The sequence below is a fragment of the Kribbella sp. NPDC023855 genome, from assembly GCF_040639475.1.
In the GTDB taxonomy this organism is placed as follows: domain Bacteria; phylum Actinomycetota; class Actinomycetes; order Propionibacteriales; family Kribbellaceae; genus Kribbella.
Window position 1 is genome coordinate 1 of the sequence record NZ_JBFAAA010000028.1, and the last position, 13,642, is coordinate 13,642.

At 65.8% G+C, this 13,642-nt stretch carries 12 protein-coding genes; 5 read left to right on the top strand and 7 right to left on the bottom strand.

Features of this window, described 5'->3' with window-relative positions; all coding sequences use genetic code 11:
• Positions 1-1,079 precede the first annotated feature (1,079 nt).
• Together AB0F51_RS39725 and AB0F51_RS39730 are read left to right on the top strand one after the other, a co-directional pair.
• Positions 1,080-2,321: a hypothetical protein gene (locus AB0F51_RS39725; RefSeq protein ID WP_360289071.1), complete on the top strand. Its 1,242-nt coding sequence runs from the start codon at positions 1,080-1,082 to the stop codon at positions 2,319-2,321.
• A gap of 547 nt (positions 2,322-2,868) precedes the next feature.
• A complete protein-coding gene (locus AB0F51_RS39730; RefSeq protein WP_360289093.1) occupies positions 2,869-3,594 on the top strand; it encodes an alpha/beta hydrolase in 726 nt (241 codons plus the stop codon).
• On the opposite strand, the gene AB0F51_RS39735 is transcribed toward AB0F51_RS39730, so the two are convergent.
• The 3 genes from AB0F51_RS39735 to AB0F51_RS39745 all read right to left on the bottom strand — a co-directional run bounded on the left by AB0F51_RS39735 (position 3,561) and on the right by AB0F51_RS39745 (position 7,069).
• Positions 3,561-4,499 carry an aminoglycoside phosphotransferase family protein gene (locus AB0F51_RS39735; protein ID WP_360289073.1) on the bottom strand — a complete coding sequence of 313 codons (939 nt, stop codon included), beginning with the start codon at positions 4,497-4,499 and terminating at the stop codon, positions 3,561-3,563. The two genes, AB0F51_RS39730 and AB0F51_RS39735, sit on opposite strands and share 34 nt — an antisense overlap.
• Before the next feature lie 52 nt (positions 4,500-4,551).
• Positions 4,552-5,925, bottom strand: coding sequence for a glycosyl hydrolase family 18 protein (locus AB0F51_RS39740; RefSeq protein ID WP_360289075.1), 1,374 nt, complete (start codon positions 5,923-5,925; stop codon positions 4,552-4,554).
• Between the two features lie 88 nt (positions 5,926-6,013).
• Positions 6,014-7,069, bottom strand: a complete 1,056-nt coding sequence (locus AB0F51_RS39745) for a LacI family DNA-binding transcriptional regulator (RefSeq protein WP_360289077.1) — start codon at positions 7,067-7,069, stop codon at positions 6,014-6,016.
• A 110-nt stretch (positions 7,070-7,179) separates the two neighbouring features.
• Between AB0F51_RS39745 and AB0F51_RS39750 the strand changes: the two genes are divergently transcribed.
• The 3 genes from AB0F51_RS39750 to AB0F51_RS39760 are packed head-to-tail and all read left to right on the top strand — an operon-like array spanning position 7,180 to position 10,134.
• Positions 7,180-8,259 (top strand): substrate-binding domain-containing protein, encoded by a 1,080-nt coding sequence (locus tag AB0F51_RS39750; RefSeq protein WP_360289079.1) that lies wholly within the window; start codon positions 7,180-7,182, stop codon positions 8,257-8,259.
• 31 nt (positions 8,260-8,290) lie between these two features.
• A complete protein-coding gene (locus AB0F51_RS39755) occupies positions 8,291-9,322 on the top strand; it encodes an ABC transporter permease (RefSeq protein WP_360289081.1) in 1,032 nt (343 codons plus the stop codon).
• Positions 9,319-10,134: an ATP-binding cassette domain-containing protein gene (locus AB0F51_RS39760; RefSeq protein WP_360289083.1), complete on the top strand. Its 816-nt coding sequence runs from the start codon at positions 9,319-9,321 to the stop codon at positions 10,132-10,134. The genes AB0F51_RS39755 and AB0F51_RS39760 overlap by 4 nt, the downstream gene beginning before the upstream one ends.
• A gap of 126 nt (positions 10,135-10,260) precedes the next feature.
• Here AB0F51_RS39760 and AB0F51_RS39765 read toward each other — a convergent pair whose 3' ends face one another.
• The 4 genes from AB0F51_RS39765 to AB0F51_RS39780 all read right to left on the bottom strand — a co-directional run bounded on the left by AB0F51_RS39765 (position 10,261) and on the right by AB0F51_RS39780 (position 12,889).
• Positions 10,261-10,974 (bottom strand): pirin family protein, encoded by a 714-nt coding sequence (locus AB0F51_RS39765; RefSeq protein WP_360289085.1) that lies wholly within the window; start codon positions 10,972-10,974, stop codon positions 10,261-10,263.
• 23 nt (positions 10,975-10,997) lie between these two features.
• The gene (locus AB0F51_RS39770; RefSeq protein WP_360289087.1) at positions 10,998-11,648 is read right to left on the bottom strand and encodes a DUF2797 domain-containing protein; all 651 of its coding nucleotides are present in this window, start codon (positions 11,646-11,648) and stop codon (positions 10,998-11,000) included.
• 439 nt (positions 11,649-12,087) lie between these two features.
• Positions 12,088-12,360, bottom strand: coding sequence for a hypothetical protein (locus AB0F51_RS39775; RefSeq protein WP_360289089.1), 273 nt, complete (start codon positions 12,358-12,360; stop codon positions 12,088-12,090).
• A complete protein-coding gene (locus tag AB0F51_RS39780) occupies positions 12,353-12,889 on the bottom strand; it encodes an RNA polymerase sigma factor (protein WP_360289091.1) in 537 nt (178 codons plus the stop codon). The genes AB0F51_RS39775 and AB0F51_RS39780 overlap by 8 nt, the downstream gene beginning before the upstream one ends.
• Between the last annotated feature and the right edge of the window lie 753 nt (positions 12,890-13,642).

The window sequence follows — 13,642 nt, forward strand, 5'->3', positions numbered from 1 at the left end:
CCGGCGTGTACTTCCTCGCCTTACCCATAACGACATCCTTCCCACGAGATCAACATCTCGCCAGACAAGGTGTCCACCCAACGGGGGCAAGCCCACTCCCGCCCACCCGGCTCGCGTGCTCCTCCGTCGCCCGCTCAGCGAGTACTAGGTACTCGCCATCGCGAAGCGGCTCAGCTCGGGCGTACTGCTAGTCGGGCACTCCCCAGTCGCGTGATCCCACCCAACCCGAGTCGCGGCTCCTGCGTCGCGCGCTCAGCGAAAACCAGGTGGCCCGCCGACGCGAAGCGCCCCGGTCTTGAGGTTCTGCGAATCGGCCGCACCCCATCGACCGACCCGCCCGGCTTCCCTGCGCGCTCCTACGTCGCGTGCTCCCACCCGCGCCTAGGCTCGGAGTACTGCGAATCACTTGCACCGCATCGACCGACCGGGCCCGGCGCCCCGGTCTTAGCCGACCGACGTCCGGAGAAGATCAGGTGCAACTCCTCGCCTCGCTCCAATGACGTTCGACACTGGCAAGCGGCCCTTGGACGGGCACTTATGAGACCCACTTGAGAGCCCTCGACCCCGCCGGCTACTGCCACAAAGAGTGGCGCCCGCAGACCAGAAAGAGCACCCCTGCGACTACTACCACGAGGGCTCCGACGATAGTCACAGCCAACGAACCAGTCTGCAGGTACAGCAGGCCGATCGCCCCCAGGACGCTGCTCACTGACCGCCTCAACGCCTTCATACTCCATTGCGGGCCGGGCGAAGATGACCCAGGCACCACACCTTTCATCCCCTTTATCATCGCTAACTCCTGTTCATTGCACCTCGACTAACCGCCAGCACACTTCAGATAGTAGGCCAGTAAAAGCAGCGCGTGCCATAATATGAAATAGTTCTTTTTAGTCATTCAATAGCGAGATATCGTGGGCTCTTGTCAGCTGTCGCCATCTGTGGTCGTCTGTCGTCATCTGCGGTGAGACGAGCGTGGGCAGGAGCGGCCAGTGCGACGAACACAGAACCCCTCGTCATCCCTAGAGGATGCGCTCCGATGGCTCGCGACCAGGAACGAAGCCCTCCCAACAGAGCTGTTCATGTACGCGCTTGTGGACCCCAGCACCGAAGTTGCTGCAGCGCTTCGACTGATCGTCGAACCAACAGCGTCCATGCCAGCTGGCACTCTCCATTCTCGCGCATTCGCGGCATGGGGGCTGATCATCCACGAAATCGAGAAGTTCGGGCCCTCAGAAAACTCACGTGGCAGGAATGCGCTGCGGGCAGCATTTCGACTGCCTCGACGACAGGAGATCACGGAACCATGGGCACCTACCCTCGGTGGGCGTTTTTTGCAGCTGAGGGCCAATCTCGGCTCTGTTTTTGGAAATCCGGCCACGACAACCCCAATCCATAAGGCGTGGACAGACGCCCTCACCAAGCGTCTCGTGCCGATTCTCACCACTCAACTAAGTATGCTCGCGGAGGACGGTTCCGGATGGGCGTTCTACGCAGATGTCGCCCGGCACATGGAGAGCGAATTCTATGCCGAACAGGTGACTGAAATTGATCCCTCGGCAACCAGAAGACCACTCGATACCGGTCAACTCGTTACGTTTGAGGTAGAAGCCGAGCGAGGCGGCAGCGACGCCCAAAGAGACAGAAGCAGCGAAACCGCGCCCGTTTCTAAAGTAAAAAGCACTTCAGGCCGGGCTCGCTCTCAGGCCCAGCAGCCATCCACGAGAACTCAGCCTCTGTTTATAGACCTAATGATCACCACGGTTATCATGAAACGGAGAACAGCACATCGTCGGATTACCGAGCGGCTGGTTACCGCCAGGATTGACGGACTTAAGAGCTATGTCGCGGTCGCGTCCGCAGGCTTTATTGGGCTCTCTCCTGAGGTCCGCGCGGTTTGGGGCTGCAGAGCCGTGAGGCTGACACCTCGCAAACACGGTGAACCAGTACTGACGAGGCTTGTGTTCCCGCGCTCGTTGCGGATGAACGAAAAGCACTTCTTCTCATCAGAAGCGATTGATAACAAATTAGTGGCCGAACGTGAAGGTGTGGACGTCGAGATCGATCATCATGGGATCGCGCCAGGTAGACTGATCGATGGAGTCCTTCCAGTCAGTGGTCTTACCATTCGCATCCAATTTGATGAAGGACATGTACCTCGCGGGTGCTGGTGGCACGCGGAGCAAACCCTGGGAGAACGAAGGGCGCTCCCGCCTAAAGGCAGCGATCGCTGGCTTCCTATAAGCGGTCGGTCAATTGCCCATACATTTATTGAAAGATGCCAGCCGCGCGAAGTATATGGAATATCATTCCAGTGGGATTGAATGACTTTAATCGCCTGCTAAGGGCCCAGAGACCGGACGCGGGCCAGTGGCGGGCCGAGAGGTCTCAAGTGGGTCTTATCCTTTACCGTTCAGACCAGTTCGGCAGGATCCGCTGATCCATTCGATAAGGTCTAGCGAGCACACTCGGATCCGACCGAACGCCGGTACGACGACCCACCGAGCGGCCGCAGTCCCGTTTTCCTGTGTACTCCCCCACGCGAGCTCCGACGTCCGCTCCCCGTCGCTCCCCTCTCCGCCCGATCCCACCCACCCCTGGTCGCGCGCTCCTCCGTCGCCCGCTCAGCGGGTACTAGGTGGCACACCGTCGCCGAGCCACCCGAAACCGGAGTACTGCAAAGCGGCACTCCTGGTTGCAACAAAAACTCTTCTGGTCGACTGACTGACTCGACGGCTTGCGTTGTCAACACTCGCCCACACTCCAGCCTGGTTGGATGGGGGTGTGGCTCAGGTTGAGACGGTGGAGTTGGTGCGGGCGGACCGGAGTGTCTTGCGGTACTGCTTGTACGGGCCGGTGGATGGGTGGCCGGTGGTTTTTCATGGCGGGTCGCCTAGTAGTCGGTGGAAGTGGCCGGCGTTGGTTGAGGTTATGGGGCGTAGTGGGCTGCGGGTGTTGGTTTATGACCGGCCTGGGTATGGGGGGTCGACGCGGCGGCCGGGGCGGGCGGTGGCTGATGCGGTGGATGATGTGCGGGCGCTTGCTGATGCGCAGGGGTGGGGGCGGTTTGGGGTGTTTGGTGGGTCGGGGGGTGGGCCGCATGCGCTTGCTTGTGCGGCGTTACTTGGCGACCGGGTCACCTCGTGTGCCGTGCTGTCTGGGGTGAAGCCGGCGGATGTGGGTGTGCCGGTGCTTGAGGAAGGGGAGTTGCGGGGTCGGATTGCTGAGGTTGCGGCGGAGATCATGGGGCGCATCGACGGTGGCGGTCCGGAGTTGCCCAACGGGGCGGGACCGGCGGCGCGGGATGATTCGGACGCTATGGCGCGGTTGCGGGCGACCTTTGTCGACAGCGTGGATGGGTGGGTTGACGACACCTTCGCCCTCGCTCGGTCGTGGGGTTTCGAGCTGGCGACGATCACTGCACCCGTAGGTCTGTGGTCCGGAACCGCCGACGCCGATGTCTCCTCAGAACACGCCGATTACCTCCTCGAGCACATCCCCACGGCCAAAGGTCACGTCTACACAGGCGGTCATCTGCCCGGACCCGAGGTGTACGACGAGATCTACAACTGGCTGCTCAGCAGGGCGGTGACGTAGGCATCCAGTCGCTCTTCCACGGCTTGCGTGGTGAGGTCTGGTCTTCCTGCTTCGCGCCAGGGTTGCGACACCACAGCTAGTTCCTCCGAGGACGCCAGCGCATCTCGCACCTTCCAATAGAGGCGATCGCTCGCGGTAGCGGCCAGCACGCCGCCGGCCTTCTCGTACTCGTCGGCGAATCGCAGGCCCCATTCCGGGCCGTGCAGTAGTGCGAGGTTGATGGAGCAGTGCGCCACGTCGAGGTCCGTCGGCCCCCAGGAGGTTGCAGCCCAGTCGACGACGCCAGTGAGACGGGCAGCTCCAGATGCCTCGAACAGCACGTTGCCCGGCTGGAAATCCCTGTGCAGGAAGCGCCCTTCATAAGGCGGTGCGGGCCGCCGGATGACGTCGATCGCCGCCGCCCACACCCCAGCGTCGGCGTTCCTCGGAACCACAACGGTCTCAGCGGTCGTCAACGCTACATACTCACGAGGCCGCTCGGCCGGACGCAACGCATGGATTGCCACGAGCTGACGGGCCAGCAAACGGATCCGCGTCTCCAGTCCCTCATCGTCGAGGACAGTCCGCCCGGGCAGATGCGTCATCAGCAGCGACGGGTGCTCGCACTCCACGGCAGTCGCATCAACGGCAACCAACGCCGGAGCCGGTACGTCGGTGCCGGCGAGCAGCGTCAAGGCATCGGCCTCCCGACCCAGCGAGTCCGCGGCGTTCTCCACATCGACGAAGGTTCGCAGTACGAGGTGACGGATGTTCCCGTACTGCGTGCCGATGGTCAGGTTCCGCATTTCGGCAGTGATACCGCCGTGCAGCGAACGAGTGCTGACGATCCGCTCGCCGGCCACCAGGTGCCGACTCACCCAAGCAAAGGTCAACGGCCGGGCCGTCGGGTCGTGGTTGGTCACCATGCCACCTCATCATCCGTACGGCGGCACGCGCGAACCCTTTGTTTGCAGCGAGTCAGCGACCCTGGAGGGACTTGACGTTGTCGCCGAAGGTCCAGTTCTTGGAGCCGTCCCAGTTGATGGACCAGGTCATCAGACCCTTGAGGGCTCCGTTGAAACTGTTCCACGACTGGGCGACCAGCGACGGAGACATGTAGCCGCCACCGGCGCCGGGCTGGGCCGGGAGGCCGGGGACCTGCTTGTCGTACGGGACGCGGATCGTGACGCCCTGGATGACCAGACCATTGTTGAGACAGGTGGTCTGAGCAACGAAGCCCTGCACCGTGCCCGCGGAGTACGAGTCGCCGGAGCAGCCGTACATGCTGCCGTTGTAGTACTGCATGTTGAGCCACCACAGCCGGCCGTTGTCGGCGTACTTCTTGATGATGGGCAGGTACGAACCCCAGATCGAGCCGTAGGTGACGCTGCCACCGGTCACGTACGCCGTTTCGGGGGCCATCGTCAGCCCGAAGTTCGACGGCATCTGGGCCAGCACTCCGTCGATGATCCGGATCAGGTTGGCCTGCGAGGTGGACAGTTGGTTGATGTTGCCGCTGCCGCTGAGGCCGGTCTCGATGTCGATGTCGATCCCGTCGAAGTTGTACTTCTTGAGCAGCGGTACGACGGTCGCGACGAATCGGTCGGCGACGGCGGACGAACTGAGGTCGATCCCGGCGGTCGCGCCGCCGATCGACATCAGGATGGTCTGGCCGGCCGCCTTCGCCGCGCACATCTCGGCCGGGGTGGCGACCTTCACCGACGCGTCCATCCCGTCCTCCCACTTCACCGTGCCGTCGGAGAGGATCACCGGGAACGCCGCGTTGATCACGTTGTAGCCGTGCTGCCCGATCCGCGAGTCGGTGATCGGGGTCCAGCCGAACGGCGGATGGACGCCGTTCGAGGCGCCGTCCCAGTTCTCCCAGTACCCGTGCAGCACCTTGCCGGCCGGCCGCGACTTCACCGGACAAGTCGTCTCCCCCGGCGGCGGCGTGGTCGGAGGCGTTGTCGGCGGGGTGGTCGGCGGAGTCGTAGGTGGCGTGGTGGGAGGGGTGGTCGGCGGAGTCGTAGGTGGCGTGGTGGGAGGAGTTGTCGGCGGTGTCGTGGGCGGCGTGCCGTCACACGCGCCGAGGTCGAGCCAGAGCGAGGGGGCCGCGACCGGGTTCCAGCCGGCGCCCGGGTGCGCAGTGTGCGCGGCTCGCGCCTCGTACGACCGGCTCTGGTACGTCACCTTCGCCCCGACGGCGTAGCTGACCCCTTCGGCCCACGCCGGAGCAGTACACGCCACCTGTACCGACGACTGCCCGGCCTGAGCAGCCACCATCCCCGCCGACGCGAGGAGCAGCCCCGTTGCGATGGCACCCGCGAGCACACTGCCGACCCGACGGTTCATGACCGCTCCTCACCAAATATGCAATGACCTTTCGTTTGTTCACGGTAGGGGTCAGACACCCGCCAGGCCACGACATGTCGGAAACCCGTCAGGCCGGCGGAGGGATTTCGCCGCTCCCCCGGCGTACCAGGGTTGGTTCCAGTACTACGTGTTGCGGCGGACTGCTGTCGCCGGCGAGCCGGTCGAGGAGGATGCGGCCGACCTCGGTACCGATCCGCCGGACGTCCTGCCGGATCACGGTGAGAGCAGGCTCGATCAGATCGGCGAGCGGGAAGTCGTCGAAGCCGACCAGAGCGACTGTCCGGGAAACGTCCGCGGCCCGCAGTGCGCGAACCGCACCGATGGTGATGATGTTCCGCCCGGTGACGAACGCGGTCGGAGGGTCCGCAGTACCGAGCAGTCCGGCGATGACGCGGGCCGCTTCGTCCTCGCTGCGCACGCTGTGCACGAGCAACTCCGGGTCGAAGCGTAGGTGTGCTTTGTCGAGGGCGGCGCGGTAGCCGGCGATCCGCTCCTGGGCGGTCTCGATCTCGTGCAGGTCGCTGAGCATCGCGATGCGGCGGTGCCCGCCCGCGATCAGATGTGCGGTCGCCAGATCCGCGCCGAGGTGGTTGTCGATGGTGACCGAGTCGCAGTCCACGCCATGCGGCCTTCGGTCCACGAACACCAAGGGGAGTCCCGCGCGGCGCTCGCTCAGCAGGTACTCGTGCCGATGAGAGGCCGGCATCAGGACCAGGCCGTCCGCGCGACGGGCGACCAGGTCGGAGACGATGTCCCGCTCACGCTCGGGCTCCTCGTCGAGGCTGGCGGCGAGGACCGACAGTCCGGACGGTCGAAGCGTGTCCTCGAGCGCACGCAACAGGCCCGCCGAGAAGCTGTTGCCAACGTCCTGCAGCAGGGCGCCGACGATGCCGGACCGGGCGTCCTTGCGGCGTAGGGTGCTGGCGCCGAGGTTGTGGCGGTAGTCGAGCCGCTCCGCGGCCCGCAGTACCCGCTCCCGTACGACGGCTGACGCTCCGGGCTCGCCGTTCACCACCCGCGACACCGTCTTGACGCTGACGCCGGCCAGTTGAGCGACGTCCTTCATGGTCGACCTGGCGGGCCGCTCGCCATCCGATCCAGACTGCGTCAACGTTGTCGTCATGCGCCGCAGTATTTCCGATCCAGCCCTTGACCACAAGCTTCGGAGGGTGCTCTCCTTCTTACGTCAACGTTGACGTAAGAACATTCCGCTCTCCTTGGATGGGACCTGATATGCACTTCACCACTCGTAACGCGCGGCTCGCCGTCGCCGGGTCCGCAGTGTTCGGACTACTCGCCCTGACGGCGTGCGGCGGTGCCGAGACCCCGACCGCGTCGGCGAACGAGAAGATCGGCGTCTCGCTGATCACCAAGGACTCCACCAACCCGTTCTTCGTGGCCATGCAGAAGGGCGCCAAGGAGGAGGCCGGCAAGAACAACGTCGAGCTGACCATCGCCTCCGGCAAGGCCGACGGCGACGAGCAGGGCCAGGTCCAGGCGGTCGAGAACGCGATCGCCCAGGGACAGAAGGGCATCCTGATCACCCCGAACGGTCCTGGCGTGAACAGCGCGATCAAGAAGGCCCGGGACGCTGGCCTGTACGTGATCGCCCTGGACACGCCACCGGACCCGGCCGACACCGTCGACATCACGTTCGCCACCGACAACTTCGAGGCGGGCAAGCTGATCGGCCAGTGGACGGCCAAGCAACTGGCCGGCAAGCCGGCCACGATCGCGCTGCTCGACCTGTTCAACGACAAGGTCGTGTCCGTCGACTACAACCGGGACCAGGGCTTCCTGACCGGCCTCGGGATCGACGTCAAGGACCCCAAGAAGAACGGCGACGAGGCCAAGTCCGGAACGGCCGGCTCCAGCAGCTACTCGATCGTCTGCAACGAGCCGACCCAGGGCGCCGAAGACGGTGGCCGCTCGGCGATGGAGAACTGCCTGACCAAGAACTCGAACATCAACGTCGTCTACACGATCAACGAGCCGGCCGCCGTCGGTGCCTACAACGCGCTCAAGGCAGCCGGTAAGGCCGAGGGCGTCCTGGTGGTCTCGGTCGACGGCGGATGCGCCGGCGTGAAGTCGGTGAAGGACGGCATCATCGGCGCGACGTCTCAGCAGTACCCGCTGAAAATGGCCGCACTCGGCGTGGAGTCGATCGCGAAGATCGCGCGCGGCGGCGAGAAGCCCAAGAACAGCGAAGGCCTCGACTTCTACAACACCGGCGTCGCCCTGGTGACCGACAAGGCCGCCGCCGGCGTCACCAGCATCGACACCGCCAAGGCAAGCACGCTGTGCTGGGGATGACGGTTCGGTTCTCGTCCGCGGAGGTGAAGAGATGACTGTCCAGAGCACCACTCCCGGCGCCGCGGCCAAGGAGCTCGCGCGCCGGGAGCACACGACGAGCCAGCGGATCCAGCACCTGCTCCACAAGCATCCCGCGCTCAGCCCGGCCCTAATCCTGCTGCTCACGGTGGTCTGCTTCACCGCCGTGAACAGCCGGTTCTCCAACCCCGCGGCACTCTCGCTGCTGGTGCAGCAGACCGCTGTCGTCGCTGCGCTCGCCGTGGGTCAGACGTTGATCATCCTGACCGCCGGGATCGACCTGTCGGTCGGGGCGATCACGATCCTGTCGACCATGGTGATGGCGACCCTGGCCGCCGAGAACGGCTGGCCGGCCGGCCTCGCCCTGGCCGCCGGGGTCATCCTGGGGCTCGCGGCCGGTGCGCTGAACGGGCTCCTGGTGACCCGCATCGGCCTGCCACCATTCATCGTCACCCTCGGCACCTTGAGCATCTTCACGGCCATCGCCCTGCTCTACTCCGGTGGCCAAAGCATCCAGAACAACAGGCTGCCCAGCCTGCTCAACTGGACCGGTGAAGGATTCACGATCGGCCGGTTCACGGTCACCACCGGCGTACTGATCGTCGTCGCCCTCTACCTCGTGGTCGGGTACGCGCTCAGCCAGACGGCTTGGGGCCGGCATGTCTATGCGGTCGGCGACGACCCGGAGGCCGCTCGGCTCAGTGGCGTCCGGTCACGCCGGGTTCTGTTCAGTGTCTACGGTGTCGCGGGCCTGATCTACGGCATCGCGGGCTGGGCCCTGATCGGTCGCGCCGGCGCCGCGAGCCCGAACGCGATCGTCGACGCCAACCTGGACAGCATCACCGCCGTCGTCATCGGCGGAACCAGCCTGTTCGGTGGCCGTGGGGGTCTGCTGGGCACGCTGCTCGGCGCCCTCATCGTGCAGGCCTTCACCATCGGGTTGTCGCTGGCCGGCGTCGACGCGCAGTACCGGCTGCTGGCCGTCGGGATCCTGGTCATCGTCGCCGTGTCGGTGGACCAGTGGATCAGGAAGGTGCGCTCATGACCGCCACGATCAATCGACCCGAGGCCACCAACCTCGGAGTACCGATCCTTTCGGCCCGCGGACTCGTCAAGACGTTCGGACGGGTGATCGGCCTGGACGGTGTCGACCTCGACCTGTACGCCGGTGAGGTGCTCGCCGTCATCGGCGACAACGGCGCCGGCAAGTCCACACTGATCAAGTGCCTCACCGGAGCCCTCATCCCCGATGCCGGGCAACTGCGGCTCGAGGACAAACTGGTCTCCTTCCGCGGTCCGCAGGACGCCCGGGCGGCCGGGATCGAGACGGTCTACCAGACGCTGGCCGTGGCGCCCGCGCTCGATATCGCGAGCAACCTGTACCTCGGCCGGGAGGAACGCCGGAAGGGCCCGCTCGGCAGCATCTTCCGGATGCTCGACCATCGCGGCATGCGTGAGCGCGCCGCGACCTCGGTCCGGGATCTGGGCATCCAGACGATCCAGAACATCCAGCAGACCGTGGAAACTCTCTCCGGCGGTCAGCGGCAAGCGGTCGCGGTCGCCCGGGCGGCGGCCTTCGGGAGCAAGGTCGTCGTCCTCGACGAGCCGACCGCGGCTCTGGGTGTGAAGGAGTCGAACCAGGTTCTCGAAATGATCAAAGGACTGCGCGAGCGCGGACTGCCCGTCATCCTGATCAGCCACAACATGCCGCACGTCTGGGAGGTGGCCGACCGCATCCACATCCAGCGCCTCGGCCGCTGCGCCGGCGTCATCACCCCGGAGTCACACACGATGACCGAAGGCGTCGCCATCATGACCGGCGCCACCAACCTCCAGGACGACACCCCGGCGAGCTAGCGCGTACTCCGCGGACGGACCGGCGTCTGGTGTCGGTCCGGCCGCCTTGCTTCTACCCCACGGACGGACCGACCTCGTGTCGGTCCGTCCGTTTGCAGAGCTAGTCGGTCATGGGTTGTTGCAGAGCTAGTCGGTCATGGTCCAGAGCAGTACTTCGGCGCCGGCGGGGCCAGCCGTCGCGCGCTGCCCATCAGCACCGAAGACCCGCGCCGCATCGCCGGCTGCCATTTCCCCTTGATCTTCCAGCGTGATGTTGCCTAGAGCAATGAAGAGGTGCGCGTAGGGTGCTGTTGGCAACTGGATTGACTGGCCGGGGGCGAGGCGGGCTGCCGAGAGGCCTGCTCGGTTTTGGTTGATGCGGACAGCTGTGGTCTTGGCGTGTTCCGGTAAGCCCGAGGCGATCGGGACCAGGTCGCCAGTCGCCAGTCGGTCGTCCACCTCCGCTTGGTCGTACGACGGCGGCAGGTCGAACTCGTCGGGGCGGACCCACATCTGCACGTAGTGGACCGGCTCCTCGGTGTCGTTGCGCTCGGAGTGCTGAATGCCGCTGCCCGCGCTCATCCGCTGCACCAGACCCGGATAGATGATCCCGCTGTGCCCCTCGGAATCCTGGTGCAGCAGAGCACCCCGTAGTACCCAGGTGACGATCTCCACGTCCTGATGGGGATGCGTGTCGAATCCGGTGCCTGGGGCAACCACTTCGTCGTTGTGGACCATCAGCAGGCCGAACCCGACGTTCGCGGGATCGTAGTACGGCCCGAACGAGAACGAGTGCCGTGAGTCGAGCCAGTCGGTCCGCGTCCGGAACCGGTCGTCGGCCCGCCAGATCTCTACGCTCATGACCCCAGTGTCCCGCAACCGGCTCAGAAGAGAGCGTCCTGTCCAAGCTCGCGCGGAGGCGATTCGACCTTCTCGAGCGGAACAGTCAGTACTGCGTCCGCCGCCGCGCGGCCGAGGCTCCAGCCGGCCAGCACGTGGGTGTCCAGCAAGACGAGCCCGGCCGACGTTTCGACGTACAGGTCGGTGCCGATGGTGCAGGCGATCCGGCCGGTGATCACGCCATCCGGTGTCGGCGTTTGCAGCGCCGCAGCGGGTCGCAGCCCATCGGCAGGCAGACCGTAGGTGGCCGTGTGATCGCGGACCTCGATCTCACCGCGAATCTGGCCCTCAGGCCACGGCAACTCGGACACCTGCTCGGCGACGGAGATCAGGCGGGCCTCGCGCTCGGACGCCGATCCGGGTTGGTCTCGGGCGCGCCGCTTGCGCGTAGTACTCACGCGATCGGGCAGACCGAGGGTGGTCATCAACAGGTTCTCGACCCGGCGAGCACCGAGCAGGCTGCCGGTGGAGATGAAGGTGGAGGCCAGCGCACCCTGCTCCAACAGCCGCGCGTCCCCACGCTCGGCAGCCGTGATCCCGACCTTGACCACGCTGCCGTGATGAGCGAGATAGACGGAAAACTGCCGCGGATCATCGAGCCGGGTGTCCGTCGCAATCGAGTTCGACCGCTCCATCGCGTGACAGTCGGGACACTGCGAACTCCGCCCACCCGGCGGAAGAGCAGTCTCGACCGAACACCCGATCCGCCGCCCAGACCGCCAAAACCCGACACACCGCCGATCCGCCCCAAACCCGAACGCCAACTCATCCCCGACCCGCAACAAACTCCGCCGTACTGCGCCCGAAGGCCCCACCCACTCCAACCCAGCGGCCCCATCACCCCAACTGAGCCCAGTCACCCGCCAGGCGGGCACCAACAAACTCGCCTCATCCACCACCGAGCCAGCGTAGATGCCCGACCGGCTCCCCCAAATGTCAACGAACGCCGACAAACCAACAATGTCGCCGTACGTTTACATCGATTGCGACAGCGTTGCCGTTGCCCAGGACCTCGTTCGCAGGCGGGCGACGAGGAGTTGACCGCGCGGGTCTCGCTCGGGAGCGGTCCGGCTGCTAGAGCCGGGAGGTTGTCGTTGGGGAGGAGGGGGTGAGGGTGCAGTGGCCGTCGACGCAGGTGCGTTGGAGGCGGCCTCTGGAGATGGTTTGGATCAGGCCGATCGTCCAGCAGGTGGGGCAACCGCGGAGGGCTAGCAGGCCGACTGGAGCCAGCAGCACGGAGAGCCAGCCGACGAACGGGATCAGGGCGACGGAACCGATGAGGGCTCCGAAGCCGATCACGCCGCGGACGATGTGGCGAGGCAGCGAAGTACTGGCGAAGTCAGTCATGTGGCTCCTCGAGGTAGGCGTGTACTGCGGTCCGGGCGCGGTGGAGTCGCGACTTCATCGCGGCCGTGCTGAGCCCGAGGGCGTTGGCCACTTCGCGACCTGAGTGGCCTTGGACGTCTCGTAGTACGAGGACACGGCGCTGGTCCGGTGGGAGGGACGCGATGGCCGCGGCGACCCGTTCGACCTCGAGGCGGTGAAGGACATCGTCCTCGGCCGATTGGGTCGGCGGCTCGACGATCGGTGACGGCTGTCGCAGGAGCAGGCGGGACCGGCGGACGCACTCATTGCGAACGATCCGGAACATCCACGAAGCCAACGCCCGGGAGGCGCGCAGGGTGCCGATCTTGCGGTAGAGGATGATCACCGCCTCCTGAGCGGCGTCCTCAGCATCTTCCGGGGTCGCGCACAAGGAGCGAGCGAACCGCCGGACATGCGGATGTGACCCGGCAACCAGCGCGCTGATCGATTCGGCGTCCCCGCCCTGAGCCGCGACGACCAGCGCCTCGTCCGGCCAACGCCCCTCACCCACGCGAACCCCTCCGCTTCCGCAGCACGGTGACAGTACACATGCAGACCAGCAGAGCCGCACCCACAGCGATAGCGGCAACAGTCATGACCAAACCTCCAGCTCCTGCACCGGCGAGATTGCCGATACCTGAATAAGAGGCCCCGACCCCACCAAAGGATTCAGCTGAGCTGTGCCGAAGAACAGGAGGTACTCCGCAATTCCGGCTCCTCAACCGCCTCGCTGAGCGTGAGCGACCGTCCGGCAACGAACCACCTCCTGTCGCTCGGCACACCAAACCGCCTCACCAGACGAAACGGCTCGCCAGCACAGACGACATCAATCTGAGCACCCCACAATCCGACCACTTGCTCAGCAGGAGCACCCCGCGCAGGTCGGTGCCGGGGCGCCCACACCTGAAGCCCACCCAAGGCGGGGCCCCCTCAACCACCCCGCCTTCACCAAGCAGGCGACGAAGGAGCCCGCGCCCACAACCCAACGCCGGGCTTCACCCCCGGGGTGGGTGGGAGCGACCGAGCGGGCCGCGACGCAGGAACGGCCGGCGCCGGCCGCGCGGGAGGCAACCGCACCCGAAGCCGGCCCAGCGCGCATCCCCTCAACCACCCCGCCTTTACCAAGCAGGCGACGAAGGAGCCCGCGCCCACAACCCGACGCCGGGCTTCACCCCGGGGTGGGTGGGAGCGACCGAGCGGAACGCGACGCAGGAGCGGCCGGCGCCGGCCGCGCGGGGGGGCGCCGCACACCCGCGGCGCCCCC